The following is a 13,878-nucleotide window of genomic DNA, read 5'->3' on the forward strand; positions in this document are numbered from 1 at the left end:
GCGCCACCTCGTCCGCGGCGCCCTCGCCCTGCACGCGCGCGGCGGACAGCACGATCTGCGTCCACGGCGCGCGGCGGCGGATAACCGAGATCACGTCGCGCACCGCGGCGCCGGTGGACGACGTGACCACGCCCACGCACGCCGGAAACTCCGGCAGCGGCCGCTTGCGCAGCGGCGACGTCAGCCCCTCCACCTCCAGCTTCGTCCGCAGCTGGTCGAAGGCGAGCTTCCACAGCCCCTCGCCCCGCCCCTCCAGCTCGGAAACGACCATCTGAAACTCGCCGCGCCCCTCGTACAGCGTCAGCCGGCCGAGCGCGCGCACGGCCAGCCCCTCCGTGGGGAGCGTGGGAAGGCGCCGCGCCTCGTCGCGCCACATCACGCAGCGGATCTGCGAGTCCTCGTCGCGCAGGCTGAAGTAGCAGTGCCCGGAGCGCGCCTTGGTGAAGTTGCTGACCTCCCCGTTCACCCAGAGCGGCGGGAACGTTCCCTCGATGAGCGCGCGCGCCGCGGCGTTGATGGCGGAGGGCGTCCATCCGCCCTCCGGCGCGCCGCGGCGGGTCGACACCGGCGCGTCATCCTCGTCCAGAAACCCGGCGTCCGCCTGCTGCGCGGCCACGCGGCGCGCGATGTCCTCGTTGCGCGCCTCGTTGATGTCCGGCCCCTTTGCGGCGGCGGCGGATGAGAACAGGTCCCAGGTCACCGCGCGCCCGCCTTGGCCCGGCGCGCGGCACGGTCGTGCGTGCGCTGCGCGGCGGTCATGGTGTTCCGCAGGAGCATGGCGATGGTCATCGGTCCCACGCCGCCGGGGACGGGGGTAATGGCGCCCGCCACGGCGGAGACGGCGTCGAACTCCACGTCGCCGCGGATCACATATCCGCGCGGATCGGACGCATCGTCCACCCGCGTGACGCCGACGTCGATCACCGTGGCACCGGGCTTCACCATCTCCGCGGTGATCAGCCCCGGCTTGCCGACCGCCACCACGAGGATGTCGGCCATGCGCGTGTGCTGCGCCAGATCGACGGTGTGGCGGTGGGTAAGGGTGACGGTGGCGTTGGCGCCCGGCGCCATCAGCAGCGACGCCAGCGGCTTGCTCACGATCAGACTGCGCCCCACGATGACGACGTGCCGGCCGTGCGTCTCGATGCGCTCCCGCCGCAGCAGCTCCATGATCCCCGCCGGCGTGGCGGGCACAAAGCCATGCGGATCGCCCACGAAGGCGCGCCCCACGTTGGTGGGGTGAAAGCCGTCCACGTCCTTGGCCGGGTTCACCCGCTCCAGGAACTCCTTGGCGTTCAACTGCGGCGGAAGCGGAAGCTGCACCAGCACGCCGTGAATGCCGGGATCGGCGTTCAGCCCGTCGATGGTGCCGAACAGCTCGTCGCGCGTGGTTTCCGCCGGCAGCTGCAGCAGCCGCGAGTGCATTCCGGCTTCCTGGCACGCGCGGGTCTTGCTGCGCACGTACACCTCGCTGGCGGGGTCCGCGCCCACGAGGACGACGGCCAGGCCGGGCACCGTTCCCGCCGCGCGGAGCTGGGCGACGTGCGCCGCCACCTCCGCGCGGATCTCGCGCGCGATCGCCGTTCCGTCGATGATCCTGGCCACGTCTATTTCTTCCGGAATTCGCCCTGGAGCACCCGCTCGTAGGGAACGTTTACCCGCTCGATGGACCGCGCAAGCCCGGTGGCCGCATCCACCTCCACCACCGCGCCCTGCAGAGTCAGGTCGCCGTCCGCGGGCTGCAGCCGCTCGCCGCGGGTCAGGGTGAGCTGCCGCTCGACGCTGAGCTCCCACTTCATCCCGATGATGCCGTCCATCCCGCCCGTCATCCCCAGGTCGGTGATCCGCGCGGTGCCCTTGGGCAGAATGCGTTCGTCCGCCGTCTGCACGTGCGTGTGCGTGCCGACGACCGCGGCCACGCGCCCGTCCAGGTAGCGCGCGAACGCCTGCTTCTCGCTCGTGGCCTCCGCGTGGAACTCCACCACAAAGACGTCCGCCTCATCCTTTAACTCCGCCAGCAGCGCGTCGGCCGCGCGGAACGGGTCGTCGATGGGCGACATGAAGGTGCGCCCCTGCAGGTTCAGCACGGCCAGCCGCGTGCCCGCCACGTCGATGACGACGGAGCCGCGGCCGGGGTTGCCGGGGGGATAGTTGTGCGGGCGCAGCAGCCGTGGTTCGGTCTTGAGGAGGGGAAGGATCTCCTTCTTGTCCCAGACGTGGTTGCCGGTGGTGATGACGTCCACCCCCGTTTCGCGAAACTCGCGCACGATCTCGGGCGTGATGCCGAAGCCGCCCGCGGAGTTCTCGCCGTTGGCCACGACGACGTCCGCGTTCACGTCCTTCTTTACCAGCCGCAGCAGCTGGGTGAGGGTGCGCCGCCCCGGCGACCCGATGACGTCGGCAACGAAGAGGATCTTCAAACCAGGTGCGTAAGTGCTGGGTGCGTGAGTGCGTGAGCGGGGCAACGGCGGGGAATGTATCGCCTGCCCCTCCCGGCGCCTACCCTCGGCCGCTTCAGGAACCCGGTGAGTGCGGCCGGTGCCGCAACCGCGAATCGGAGAGCCAGCGCGACAGGAACTGCGTCTTCAGCGGCCGGGCCGGACGCGCGCCCACGGAGTCGGCGAGCTGCTCCAGCGAGGCCAGATGGTCAGCCAGGTCCAGCGCGGACGCCGCACGCACCGTCGCGTGGTCCGGGGAACAGGCGACCCAGACCCGGTCACCGCGCTCCACCCGGTCCAGCGCATGCGCCATCAGGTCACGCTCACCGGGATCCATGCCCGGGGCGTCGGCATACTGCAGGGCGAGCCGGGCGCGGGCCGCTTCCGTCACGTCGTGCACCGCGGCCAATCCGCCGAGTTCCGGTGCGCCCACGGTCACGTATCCCGGGCGGTGCGGATTGCCGCGCTGGGTCTCGTCCCTGCACTCTCGCACCGTCTCCACCGTCCTGCCGCCCGCGAGCGCGTTCCAGCACGCCGTGCGCACGGCTTCGATGATGACGTTGGTGTCCACCAGGACGACGGTCTTTCGCGCCCCGGGATCCGGCCTGTCCACCGGCTACTCCGAAAGGTCGTACGCGAGCGGCTGCCCGTGCGCACGGCACAGTTCCCAGAAGTCCGCGGGCGCAAGATCCAGGAGGCCCGCCGCGCGCCGCACAGAGAGCAGCCCGCTGTTGACGGAGCGGGAGATCCGCGCGACGAACGGCCCGCTGAACAGCAGGGGCACCTCGCGGTCGGCTGCCGCGTCCGTGGTCCGCGCGGGGGCCACGGCCGGCCTGGAATCAGATGCGCGAACCAGACCCAAATTCACGAGCCGCCACCACAACGCATCGGTGCTCACCCGCAGTTCCCGCGACGTGGTGGCCAGCCACGCACCCGCATCGCCCCCGTCTGACCACCGTCGGCGGATCAGGGTGGCCGGCATCAGCAGGGCGGCCGCGAAGTTGTCCGCCAGTTTCTCCACGCGGTTCCCCTTGGTAGGCGAAACCTCGGGCGACTCTACCCGCGCGGGAGGCATGGCATCCCACGTAAGCAGGTGAAACAGTTCGTGCGCGAGGTCAAACGCCCGGCGTGCCGGCGGCTCGGTGCGGTTCACCAGGATGGTGTTGCAGCGCGGGACGTGCGACGCCGCGCCGGAAATTCCCCTGGGCGCGTCCACGTACAGCACCAGCGCACCCATGTGGCGGTCGATCGCCTCGTGCAGGCGTTCCGCGGGGCAGTCCCCCAGGTCCCAGGTCTGGAGGATCGCTTCGGCGCCGGCGGCCGCGTCCTCGAACGAGGACCGCGGGCTCAACTCGAGTTTGGTGCCCAGAAAGCCCGGCTGCTCTCCCATACGAGAGCCGAGTTCGCGGTATGTAGCGATCCATCGCCCCGCGCGCTCTTCGAACCCGGCGAGTTCCGACGTCGCAACGTCGCGGGCGCGAAAGCTGAACTGGCCCTCGCCCACCAGGCGGTAGGGATCAACGAGTGCGTGCACCGAGACGCCCAGCGCTTCCGCCGCCCACAGCAGTTCCTCCGCGCTGACCCGGCGCGTTCCAGCCTCCACGGCGGCCAGGCTCTGCCGGCTCTGAATGCGCAGCGCCGCCGCGAGTTCCTCCTGCGTCATCCCCCGCTGCTCTCGCAGGGAGCGTATGCGGCCGCCGATGCGCGCGTTCTGTTCGCTGAGATTCATGGGCGAAATGTAATCTTGCAAATGCACAGATGCAAGATTGCCGTCTCGACTCCTCGCGCCTCACTTCCGGAAACGAAGAAGGGCACGGGAGACCGTCTCCCGTGCCCTCCTGCCATCGCCGTCCGGCGGATCAGCGCGCGAAGTCCACCGCGCGCGTTTCGCGGATCACCACCACCTTGATCTGCCCCGGATACTGAAGCTCGGCCTCGATGCGGCGCGCCGTTTCTTCGCTCAGCCGCGTCATGTCCTCGTCCGACACCACTTCCGGCGTCACCATCACCCGCAGCTCGCGGCCGGCCTGGATGGCGAAGCAGCGCTCCACGCCGGGGAACGAGGTGGCGATCTCCTCCAGCTTTTCCAGCCGCTTCACGTACGTGTCGAACATCTCGCGGCGCGCGCCGGGGCGCGACCCGCTGATGGCGTCCGCCGCGGTCACCAGGAACGACTCGGGGAACAGGTGCGGCTCCTCGTCGTGGTGCGCCTTGATGGCGTTCAGCACCTGCGCCGGCTCGTTGTACTTCTTGGCCAGGTTCCACCCCAGCTCCACGTGCGTTCCCTCGTGGTCGTGGGTCATCCCCTTGCCCACGTCGTGCAGCAGCCCCATGCGCTTGGCCATGGTGGCGTCGAAGCCCATTTCCGCGGCCATGTTGCCGGCCAGGATGGCGACTTCCTTGGCGTGCAGCAGCTGGTTCTGCCCGTACGAGGTGCGGAACTTGAGGCGGCCCAGCACCTTGACGATCTCGGGATGCACGCCGTGGATCCCCAGCTCGTACATGATTTCTTCCGCCGCCTCGCGCATCCCCTTGTCCACGTCCAGCCGCGCCTTGGCGACGACGTCGTCGATGCGGCCGGGGTGAATGCGCCCGTCGGACACCAGCTTGTCCAGGGCGATGCGCGCCACCTCGCGGCGGATGGGGTCGAACCCGGAAAGCACCACGGCTTCCGGCGTGTCGTCGATGATGACGTCGATGCCGGTCGCCTGCTCGAACGCGCGGATGTTGCGCCCTTCGCGGCCGATGATGCGCCCCTTCATCTCGTCGGACGGCAGCGAGACGACGGACACGGTGGTCTCGGCCGTGTGGTCGGCGGCGATGCGCTGGATGGCGAGCGAGATGATCTTCTTGGCCTCGCGGTCCGCGTCGCGGCGGGCCTCTTCCTTGATCTCGCGGATGCGCTGGCCGGCGGCCGCGCGGGCTTCTTCTTCCAGGTCGTGGATCAGCTGGCGGCGCGCCTCGTCGGCGGAGAGGCCGGCCAGCGACTCCAGGCGGTGCTGCACCTCGGCGATGCGGGCGTGGACGGACTGCGCCTCCACCTCCACCGCCTTTTCGCGCTCGGCGAGGGCCTGGGCGCGCCGCTCCTGCGCGTCGCCCTTTTCATCCAGCTGGTGGATCTTGCGGTCCAGCACCTCGCCGCGCTCCTGAAGGCGGCGCTCCAGGCGGTCCACCTCGTCGCGCCGCTTGGCTTCTTCGCGCTCCCACTCCTCGCGGGCGCGGATGGCTTCTTCGCGGCCCTTGAGGACCTCGGCCTTGCGCAGGCTTTCCGCTTCCTTTTCGGCCGCGGCGCGAATGCGGGCGGCCTCGTCTTCGGCGGTGGCGCGGCTGGCCTTGAGGCGGCCCTGAATGACGGACTGCCCGCCAAAGAAGCCCGCGGCCAGGCCCGCGAGCGCGGCCAGGACGATGAACAGAATGGTCATGGATCTTTTATGTCAGCGCGGCCGGGCCGCGGGGCGTAGCAAAAAACAGCGGTGGCAGAGCCGGACTCTCGCCACCGTGCGACTGAATTCCGCTCAGGGGCGCGCCGTGTCACATGCGCGCAACGAAAAAACATACGACCGATGCGGGCGTGCGGGCAAGGCCGCGCCGGTGCCGGGCCCGCGCGCCTCGCTGGCGGCCACACAGCCCGCGAAGTACAATCCATCGCTCCGCACCGCGCCTCCAACCCTCGCGCCTGCACCCGCTCCCATGACCGCATTGCATCCTTCCGGACGGAGAACACGCACGTACGTACGGCCGCCCTGCTGATTGCCTGCTACGGCGTGCTCGTGGTTCTCAACGCGACGGCGATGCAGATCAGCGCGGGGTGGGACGCCGGGATGGCGTATCCCCGCGCCCTGCTGCGCCTCGTAGGCACGGGGCTCATGGCGTGGGGCCTCCTGCGGCGCAACGTGTGGGCGTGGCGCATCGCCGTGGCGGCCACCGCGTTCTGGGCTTTCGCGGGTGCCTTGAGCGTGCTGCTGCTGGCGGAATCAGGATCGACGGACCGCCTCCCGCTTCCGGGGTGGTGGTTCGGGTTCGTGGCGGCTTCGGTGCTGCTCCTGTTCGCCGCCCTCGCCGCGCTGCTCGCGCCCTCCACCCGCGCCGAGTTCCGCGGGGGCGCAGGCTGAAGAATCCTTCCCTCCTGCGCGGCATCGAAATTGAGTCTCCATAAGAGCGGCGATCTTCCGGAACCATTGCGTGAGGATGACTCCATGGCTGATGGACAGCAGGGTACGGCCGGTGGCACCACGGACCGGGGCGGCAGTACGCCCGGCCTGTCGCCCAACGATGATCGTGCGATCGTCAAAAACCCGAACAACCCTGCCCACGGCGCTGATGCAGCCAACCGGCAGAGGCAGAAATCGGGTTCGTGACCGTTGGATGAAGAACGAAGCGCACCGCTGAGGGCCAGCGGTGCGCTTCGCGTTTTCGGGTCGGTTCGTCGGGATTCGTGCTCGCGGCGCCGGACCGCTTCACTGCTCCGGCGCGCCCGCCCCGCCGTTCACCGCCTCCTCCAGCAGCGACGACACGTCGTCCACGCTGCGGCCGATCTCGGCGCGCAGGCGGACGATCTCCTCGCGGGCCTTGAACAGCTCGTCGGTGATGGAGAGCGCGGCCAGCGTCGCGGCGCGGAACGGCTCCAGCGTGGGGAACGAGGGAAGCGAGCGGATGGTGGCATCCACGTGCTCCGCCACGGACCGCGTGTACTCCGGCGACACGTCCGAGCGCAGCACGTGGCGCTCGCCCGCGATCTCCACCGCCACGGTGTGGCGCGGCGGAGGCGGCTTGCGCGGGCTCATGGTCGGTTCTCCAGCACGGCCAGGCGCGCCAGCAGCCCGGAAACCCGCTGCCGCGCCTCGGCCGCGCGGCTGGTGAGCACCGCGTTCTCCGCACGCAGGCGGCGGATTTCATCCCCCGTCTGCAGGGAGGGGAGCGAGCCCAGCGCGTTCACCTGCTCCAGCTCGCCGCGCAGCCGCTGCACCTCGTTTTCTGCCTCCGTCGCGCGCCTGCGCCACTCGTGCAGCGCAATGGCGGCGGCGCGGGCGGCCCGCTCCAGCCGGTTCCAGCCCTGAAGGTCCGACGGAAGCGGCGGCGGAACCGCGGGATCAGCGGCGCCGGACGCCATGCCGCTCCTCCAGCGCGCCCAGCACGCGCGCCACGGACTCGTCCACCTCCGCGTCCGTCAGGGTGCGCTCCGGCGCGCGGTACCGCAGGCGGAACGCGATGCTGCGCGTCCCTTCCGGAATCCCCTTCCCCTCGTACAGGTCGAACGGGGCCACGGACTGCAGAAGATCGCCCGCGCTGCCGCGGATGGTGGCATCCACCTCGCCCGCCGCCACCGTCGTGGGAACGAGCAGCGCCAGATCGCGCTCCGAGCCGGGATGCACGGGAAGGTCGCGGTGCCGCACGTCGCGGCAGCTGATAGCGGCGGCGGGAAGGCGCGCCTCCAGCACCAGCACGTCTCCCGCCCACGCCGGCGCATCCACCTCTTCCGCCGTGGCGACGCGCGCCTCACCGATCACGCCATCCGCCGTGCGAAGGACGAGCCCGCCCTCGGCGGATTCCACGCGCCCGTCCGGATACTCGGCCGCCAGTTCCTCCATCAGCCCCTTGAGGTCCCACAGGTCCCACTCCGGCGCGGGGCCGGACCAGTGCGCCGGGCGCGAGCCGCCGGTAAAGGCCGCGGCGATGCGCCGCTCCTCCCCCGCCCCGCCGCCCACGGCCTGGTGGAACACCGAGCCGATCTCGAACAGGCGCACGTCGCGGACGGCGTGGGCGAAGTTGTGCCGCACGCGCCGCAGCAGCCCGGGCACCATCGCGGAGCGCAGGTATCCTTCCTCCGCCGAGAGCGGCGTCAGCAGCGGCACCGTGCCGCCGGACTCGGGCGCGAACGGAATCGTGCGCGCCTCCAGAAAGCCCCAGCGGACAAACAGCGCGCGCAGCCGCGCCTCCACCGCCACGATGGGGTGCTCGGGGACGGCGGAGGGGCGGTGCGGCACCAGTTCCTCGGCAAAGGTGTCGTAGCCGCGGCGGCGGGCAAGCTCCTCGATCAGGTCGATCTCGCCCATGACATCCGGGCGGAACCCGGGGACGAGGACCCGCATCGGCGTCGGCCGCGTGTTGACCTCGAACCCGATCGGCTCCAGCAGCCCGCGCACCTCGTCCGCGGAAAGCTCCACCCCCAGCACCTGCCGCACGCGCTCCGGGCGGAGTCCCACGGCGCGCCGCTCGAACGGATGCGGCACCAGGTCCACCGCGCCCTGCGCCTCGCCGCCCGCCGTCGCCACGATCAGGTCCACAACGCGCTGCAGCGCCGCGGGCTGCCCCTCCGGGTCCACCCCGCGCTCAAAGCGGTACGAGGCATCGGTGGAGAGCCCGAACCGCCGCCCCGTGCGCCGCACGCGGGACGAGGTGAAGAGGGCGACCTCGATGAACAGCTCCGTCGTCCCCTCGTCCACCTCGCTGTTGGCGCCACCCATCACCCCGGCGAGCGCCACGGGGCCCTCGCCGTCGGCGATGATCAGATCCGTGGCCACCAGCGCGCGCTCCGTCCCGTCCAGCGTCGTGAGCGCCTCCCCGTCGCGCGCGGCGCGCACGGAGATGCGGCCGCCGCGCAGCTTGGCGAGGTCAAAGGCGTGGATGGGCTGCCCCAGCTCGTGCAGGACGTAGTTGGTGGCATCCACCACGTTGTTGATGGGGCGCAGCCCCACCGCGCGCAGGCGCGACGCCAGCCACTCGGGAGAAGGGCCGACGTTTACGCCGCGGATGATGGCGCCCAGGTAGCGCGAGCAGGCGTCCTCGTCCTCGATCTCCACGTCCATCCCCAGCGCGTCGCAGTGCCTGCGCCCCGGCGTGACGGAATACGACGCCGCGCGCCCGCCGAAGCCGGGGAGCGTCACGCCGTCCTCGCCGCCGGGCGCCAGCTCGCGCGCGACTCCGACGTGCGAAAGCAGCTCGCCGCGGTTGGGGGTGACATCCACCACAAGCAGGTGGTCGTCCAGCCCCAGCGCCTGGCGGAACTGCGCGCCGGGGGAAAAGTCGCCGTGCAGCGTCATGAGCCCGCCGTGGTCGCGCCCCAGCCCCAGCTCGCGCGCGGAGCAGAGCATGCCCTCCGACACCTCGCCGCGCAGCTTGGCCTTCTTGATCTCCAGCCCGCCGGGAAGGGTGGCGCCGATGGGCGCGAACGGGTACAGCCCGCCCGCTTCCACGTTGGGCGCGCCGCACACCACCTGCAGCGTGGTCCCGCCGCCCGCGTCCACCGTGCAGACGCGCAGCCGGTCGGCGTTGGGGTGCTGCCGCACTTCCGCGACGCGGGCGATCAGGACGTCGCCGATCTCCGCGCCCAGGTCGGTGATCTCGTCCACCGGCGCGCCGAGCAGGGCCAGGCGCTCGGCGAACTCCTGCGGAGTGCCGCGGAGCCCGGGCGCGAGGGACTGGAGCCAGCGATAGGAGATGTTCATGAACTGACGAGGGAATAGGGAATAGGGAATAGGGAATAGGAACGGATCAAGGGATCAACGTCCTGCGCCCCGCCCTGCTTCCGGTGTTTATCCGAATTCGCGATGGACCCGGGAACGGGAACAGGGCCTCGGGCCGGGGAAGCAGTTCCCCTATTCCCTATTCCCCATTCCCTATTCCCTGCCCCTAGAACTGCTCCAGAAACCGCATGTCGCTCTCATACAGCAGCCGGATGTCCGGAATGCCGTAGCGCTGCATGGCGATGCGCCCCGGGCCCATGCCAAAGGCGTAGCCCGTGTAGCGCTCCGGATCGTAGCCGGCGGCCTGGAACACGTTGGGGTGCACCATGCCGGCGCCCATGATTTCCATCCACCCCGTGTGCTTGCAGGCGCTGCACCCGCGGCCGCCGCAGATCTGGCAGCTCACGTCCACCTCGGCCGACGGCTCGGTGAACGGAAAGTACGACGGGCGAAAGCGCGTCCGGGCGTCGTTGCCGAAGAAGCGGCGCACGAAGGCGCTGATCGTCGCCTTGAAGTCGGCGAAGGTGATCCCCTCGTCCACCGCCAGCCCCTCCACCTGCTCGAAGGCGGGGGCGTGGCTCGCGTCGAACGGGTCGCGGCGGTACACCGTGCCGGGAACGACCACGCGGATGGGGGGCGCGAACTGCTCCATCACCCGCGCCTGCACCGGCGAGGTGTGGGTGCGCAGCAGCACCTCGTCCGTCAGGTAGAAGCTGTCGTGCATGTCCGCGGCCGGGTGGTCCAGCGGAATGTTCAGCTTGCTGAAGTTGTAGGTCTGCGTCTCCATCTCCGGACCCGCCACGCGGCTGAAGCCCAGGTCGCGAAAGATCTCGCAGATTTCGTCGATGACCAGCGTCACCGGGTGCACGCGGCCCGTCCAGCGCGCGCGGCCGGGGAGGGTGAGGTCCACCCGCGGGCCCGTGTCGGCGGGGACGGCGAAGGCGGCGGCGCGCTCGTCCAGCAGCGCCGAAAGCGCGTCCTTGACCCGGTTGGCCTCGGCGCCCACGCGGGGGCGCTCGTCGGCGCCCAGCTCGCCCAGGCGGCGCAGAATGCCGGTGAGGCGGCCCTTGCGGCCCAGGTACTCGATGCGGAGCGCTTCCACCGCGTCGGCGTTCCCCGCCGTGGCCACCGCTTCGGTGCCCTGGCCCTGCAGCTCCTGCAGCTGGGCGATCAACTCGTCGGTAACGGTGCTGGTCGGCATTGCGTGCGGTCTCCCGTGAAGGCGCGGGCGTGCGGCCCGCGGCTGCCGGAAACATAGCCCCGGGCGGCCGTTTGGCTACCCCGGCCGGGGAGAAAAGAAAGCGGCGCCGGAAATCCGGCGCCGCTTTCCTGCGGACGGTACAGCGAGGGCCGGTCAGCCCTGGGCCGTGCGGGCGGCCGTGGCGAGCTGGGCAAACGCGTTCGGATCGCGGACCGCGATGTCGGCGAGCGACTTGCGGTCGATCTGGATGCCGGCCTTGTTCAGGCCGTCCATGAAGCGCGAATACGACATGTCGTTGATGCGCGCGGCCGCGTTGATGCGAATGATCCACAGGCGGCGGAACTCGCGCTTGCGGTTCTTGCGGTCGCGGTACGCGTACTTGCGCGCGCGCTCCACGGCCTCCTTGGCGGTCTTGTACAGATTCTTGCGGCGGCCAAAGTACCCCTTGGCGTGCTCAAGGATCTGGTTCTTCCGCTTGAGGCGGGCGACGTTGGTTTTTACGCGGGGCATATCCTCATCCCTTCCGGGTTACGAAAGCAGGTTGCGTGGAGCCGGGCTCAGGACGCGAGAAGGCGCTTCACGCGCTTCTCGTCGGCATGGGCCAGCATGGTGGTGCCGCGCAGGTTCCGCTTCCGCTTCGGCGACGTCTTGGTCAGGATGTGGCTGTGGTACGCGCTGCCACGCTTCACACGGCCCTTGGCCGTGACCTTGAAGCGCTTCGCGGCACCGCGGTGGCTCTTCATCTTGGGCATTGAACTTCCTCGTCGTCCGCCGGTTGGGGCGGGGGTTAGCTGGACGGCTGCTGCCTTGCGGCCGGCGGCGCGGGCGCGGGCCGGGCCGGCGCAGGGCCGGCCGGCGCGGGCGCGGCCTCGTCGGTTCCCTTGTCGCCGCGGGGCGCCGGAGCGGCCTGCGGCTTGGCCAGGGGGGCCAGCACCATGATCATGCTGCGTCCCTCGAGCATGGGGTGGGCTTCCACCTTGCTGAGGTCCTGCAGTTCCTGGAACACCCGGTCCAGCACTTCGCGACCGTACTCCGGGTGAGCCATCTGACGCCCGCGGAACATCATGGTCAGCTTGACCTTGTTCCCCTCTTCGAGGAACTTGCGGGCGTGGCGCACCTTGAAGTCGAAGTCGTGATCCTCGATCGCCGGGCGCATCTTGACTTCCTTGAGCTGCACGTGGTGCTGCTTCTTGCGCGCGTCGCGCGCCTGCCGCTGCTCCTCGTACTTGAACTTGCCGTAGTCCATGATGCGGCAGACCGGGGGGCGGGCCAGCGGTGCGACTTCCACCAGGTCCAGGCCCAACTCCTCCGCGATCTCCAGCGCCCGTTCGATCGGCAGAATCCCCAGCTGCTCGCTGTCCGGGCTGATGACCCGGACGGGGCTGATGCGGATCTGCCGGTTCACACGCGTCTTCTCGTTGATACGCCGCTCTCCGGGATCGGGTGCAAAACAAAAGACGGATCTGAAACCATTCAGATCCGTCCATGCGCCAACGCCGCCGCGCCTCCCGTTCGGGGGCCGGACGTGCGTCGCGCATCACGCGGACCTGGCAGCATCAAAGCGCCCTGGGGCGCCGAGCCGAAAGGTGGGGAACCTGCCGGTTCCCGCTTTCCTGCATTTCTCAGACGGGGAAAGTAGGGGATCGGGCGGGGAATGTCAACCAGGGGAGTGCGTGGGTGCGGAGTGCGGAGTGCGGAGTGCGGAGTGCGGAGTGCGGAGTGCGGAGTGCGAAACTGAAGTATGAGAGTACGAAAGTACGAGAGTACGAAAGTGAAAAGACCGAGGCCCGTGGTCTTGTGCCCGGTGTGCGGTGGACGTGCACTCGGAATGCCCCCGGGGCCGCAAGAACGCGCGCCGCGCGCCGCGCCAGGCGGACTGACGCGCATAAATGGTTGCAGCGCAACAACTTGTCATCCTGAGGAGGCGCCCGCCGCACCTTCCGCCACGCCAATGCCTGGCGCCGACGAAGGATCTGCTATCCGCACGAGCCAACCGTGAGAGACGCACCGGACCCGCCGCCACCCTCTCGTACTCTCGTACTCTCGTACTTTCGTACTCTCGTACTTCAGTCCCCTACCAGTCCCTCACCCCCGCCGACTCCGCCTGGTCCCGCTTCAGCTCCCGGCGCTGCACCTGCTGCTCCCGGCGCTCGGCGCCGTCCAGCACGCGCTCGGCCTGCTGCGGCGTCATCCCACCGGCGCCGCCCTGTCCGGCCGGCGCGGGAGGCGGCGTGGCGGGGTTCGGCGCGTTCCCTCCACCCGCGTTCGGGGCCGGGTCCGGCTGGGGGCCGCCGCCCCCTCCGCCGCCCTTCTTCTGCTCCTCATCCAGCAGCCGCTGCGCGAGCTCCAGGTTCCACCGCGCGTCCGCGTCCGCCGGATCGTGCAGCAGCGCCTGGCGGTATCGCGTCACGGCGCGGCGCAGGGCCGGCTCCCGCGCGTCCGGCGGCGTCTTTCCCGCCGCGGCGGGCACCAGGTCCGCGTTCCCCGCGTTGTACGCCGCGCGCCCCGCGATGCGCCGGGCCCGCGCCGCGGCCTCCAGGTGCGGCCGCGCGTCGTCGTAGCGCCCCATCCGCAGCAGCGACGTTCCCAGATTGTAGCGCACCACCGCGGACGAGTCGCCCGCCTGCAGCGCGCGCCGGTACGCGGCGACGGCGGCGGCGTAGTCTCCGCGCCCGTACGCCCGCTCCGCTTCCGCCAGCACACCTCCGCCCATCAGCCCGGCGGCGAGCGCGATGATGATCATCCGCATTCTATGCACTCCTTCTGCGCGGGCGCG

General features: G+C 70.4%; 16 protein-coding genes. 2 read left to right on the plus strand and 14 right to left on the minus strand.

The genetic code is table 11. From position 1 onward, the window contains the following. The 6 genes from xseA to rny all read right to left on the minus strand — a co-directional run. Positions 1-700, minus strand: a 700-nt coding sequence (xseA, locus tag VF665_RS24240) for an exodeoxyribonuclease VII large subunit (protein WP_331056068.1), incomplete at its 3' end; no start/stop codon positions are given. Beyond that, positions 697-1,605 (minus strand): bifunctional 5,10-methylenetetrahydrofolate dehydrogenase/5,10-methenyltetrahydrofolate cyclohydrolase, encoded by a 909-nt coding sequence (locus VF665_RS24245; protein ID WP_331056069.1) that lies wholly within the window; start codon positions 1,603-1,605, stop codon positions 697-699. The genes xseA and VF665_RS24245, both read right to left, overlap by 4 nt. A gap of 2 nt (positions 1,606-1,607) precedes the next feature. Further along, entirely contained in the window at positions 1,608-2,420 is an 813-nt protein-coding gene (locus VF665_RS24250) for a TIGR00282 family metallophosphoesterase (protein ID WP_331056070.1), read from the minus strand. 94 nt (positions 2,421-2,514) lie between these two features. Further along, complete coding sequence (locus tag VF665_RS24255) at positions 2,515-3,051, minus strand: hypothetical protein (protein ID WP_331056071.1); 537 nt, start codon at positions 3,049-3,051, stop codon at positions 2,515-2,517. 3 nt (positions 3,052-3,054) lie between these two features. Beyond that, positions 3,055-4,167: an XRE family transcriptional regulator gene (locus VF665_RS24260; protein WP_331056072.1), complete on the minus strand. Its 1,113-nt coding sequence runs from the start codon at positions 4,165-4,167 to the stop codon at positions 3,055-3,057. Positions 4,168-4,297: 130 nt separating this feature from the next. Next, entirely contained in the window at positions 4,298-5,860 is a 1,563-nt protein-coding gene (rny, locus tag VF665_RS24265; RefSeq protein WP_331056073.1) for a ribonuclease Y, read from the minus strand. Positions 5,861-6,229: 369 nt separating this feature from the next. Between rny and VF665_RS24270 the strand changes: the two genes are divergently transcribed. Continuing rightward, positions 6,230-6,550 carry a hypothetical protein gene (locus tag VF665_RS24270; RefSeq protein ID WP_331056074.1) on the plus strand — a complete coding sequence of 107 codons (321 nt, stop codon included), beginning with the start codon at positions 6,230-6,232 and terminating at the stop codon, positions 6,548-6,550. 84 nt (positions 6,551-6,634) lie between these two features. Next, entirely contained in the window at positions 6,635-6,796 is a 162-nt protein-coding gene (locus VF665_RS24275) for a hypothetical protein (protein ID WP_331056075.1), read from the plus strand. 99 nt (positions 6,797-6,895) lie between these two features. Here the strand turns inward: VF665_RS24275 and VF665_RS24280 are convergent, their stop codons facing one another. The 8 genes from VF665_RS24280 to VF665_RS24315 form a co-directional block, all read right to left on the minus strand. Further along, complete coding sequence (locus tag VF665_RS24280) at positions 6,896-7,222, minus strand: cell division protein ZapA (protein ID WP_331056076.1); 327 nt, start codon at positions 7,220-7,222, stop codon at positions 6,896-6,898. Then, on the minus strand, positions 7,219-7,548 hold the full coding sequence (locus VF665_RS24285; RefSeq protein WP_331056077.1) for a hypothetical protein: 330 nt from the start codon (positions 7,546-7,548) through the stop codon (positions 7,219-7,221). Before VF665_RS24285 ends, VF665_RS24280 begins: the two co-directional genes overlap by 4 nt. Next, positions 7,529-9,883: a phenylalanine--tRNA ligase subunit beta gene (gene pheT / locus VF665_RS24290; RefSeq protein ID WP_331056078.1), complete on the minus strand. Its 2,355-nt coding sequence runs from the start codon at positions 9,881-9,883 to the stop codon at positions 7,529-7,531. Before pheT ends, VF665_RS24285 begins: the two co-directional genes overlap by 20 nt. Positions 9,884-10,067: 184 nt before the next feature. Further along, positions 10,068-11,102: a phenylalanine--tRNA ligase subunit alpha gene (gene pheS / locus VF665_RS24295; RefSeq protein ID WP_331056079.1), complete on the minus strand. Its 1,035-nt coding sequence runs from the start codon at positions 11,100-11,102 to the stop codon at positions 10,068-10,070. Between the two features lie 153 nt (positions 11,103-11,255). Continuing rightward, positions 11,256-11,612, minus strand: a complete 357-nt coding sequence (rplT, locus tag VF665_RS24300) for a 50S ribosomal protein L20 (RefSeq protein WP_331056080.1) — start codon at positions 11,610-11,612, stop codon at positions 11,256-11,258. Positions 11,613-11,659: 47 nt separating this feature from the next. Beyond that, positions 11,660-11,854, minus strand: a complete 195-nt coding sequence (gene rpmI, locus VF665_RS24305; protein ID WP_331056081.1) for a 50S ribosomal protein L35 — start codon at positions 11,852-11,854, stop codon at positions 11,660-11,662. 35 nt (positions 11,855-11,889) lie between these two features. Beyond that, entirely contained in the window at positions 11,890-12,507 is a 618-nt protein-coding gene (gene infC, locus VF665_RS24310) for a translation initiation factor IF-3 (RefSeq protein ID WP_331056082.1), read from the minus strand. A 669-nt stretch (positions 12,508-13,176) separates the two neighbouring features. Further along, on the minus strand, positions 13,177-13,851 hold the full coding sequence (locus tag VF665_RS24315) for a tetratricopeptide repeat protein (protein WP_331056083.1): 675 nt from the start codon (positions 13,849-13,851) through the stop codon (positions 13,177-13,179). Positions 13,852-13,878: the final 27 nt, after the last annotated feature.

Origin of the sequence: Longimicrobium sp. (assembly GCF_036387355.1) — a bacterium.
Taxonomy (GTDB): domain Bacteria; phylum Gemmatimonadota; class Gemmatimonadetes; order Longimicrobiales; family Longimicrobiaceae; genus Longimicrobium.

Excerpts from the sequence above, each read along its gene's own strand:
- VF665_RS24260 (WP_331056072.1), bottom strand. The coding sequence starts at position 4,167 with ATGAATCTCAGCGAACAGAACGCGCGCATCGGCGGCCGCATACGCTCC.
- rny (WP_331056073.1), bottom strand. The coding sequence starts at position 5,860 with ATGACCATTCTGTTCATCGTCCTGGCCGCGCTCGCGGGCCTGGCCGCG.
- VF665_RS24270 (WP_331056074.1), top strand. The coding sequence starts at position 6,230 with ATGCAGATCAGCGCGGGGTGGGACGCCGGGATGGCGTATCCCCGCGCC.
- VF665_RS24275 (WP_331056075.1), top strand. The coding sequence starts at position 6,635 with ATGGCTGATGGACAGCAGGGTACGGCCGGTGGCACCACGGACCGGGGC.
- VF665_RS24280 (WP_331056076.1), bottom strand. The coding sequence starts at position 7,222 with ATGAGCCCGCGCAAGCCGCCTCCGCCGCGCCACACCGTGGCGGTGGAG.
- VF665_RS24285 (WP_331056077.1), bottom strand. The coding sequence starts at position 7,548 with ATGGCGTCCGGCGCCGCTGATCCCGCGGTTCCGCCGCCGCTTCCGTCG.
- pheT (WP_331056078.1), bottom strand. The coding sequence starts at position 9,883 with ATGAACATCTCCTATCGCTGGCTCCAGTCCCTCGCGCCCGGGCTCCGC.
- pheS (WP_331056079.1), bottom strand. The coding sequence starts at position 11,102 with ATGCCGACCAGCACCGTTACCGACGAGTTGATCGCCCAGCTGCAGGAG.
- rplT (WP_331056080.1), bottom strand. The coding sequence starts at position 11,612 with ATGCCCCGCGTAAAAACCAACGTCGCCCGCCTCAAGCGGAAGAACCAG.
- rpmI (WP_331056081.1), bottom strand. The coding sequence starts at position 11,854 with ATGCCCAAGATGAAGAGCCACCGCGGTGCCGCGAAGCGCTTCAAGGTC.
- VF665_RS24315 (WP_331056083.1), bottom strand. The coding sequence starts at position 13,851 with ATGCGGATGATCATCATCGCGCTCGCCGCCGGGCTGATGGGCGGAGGT.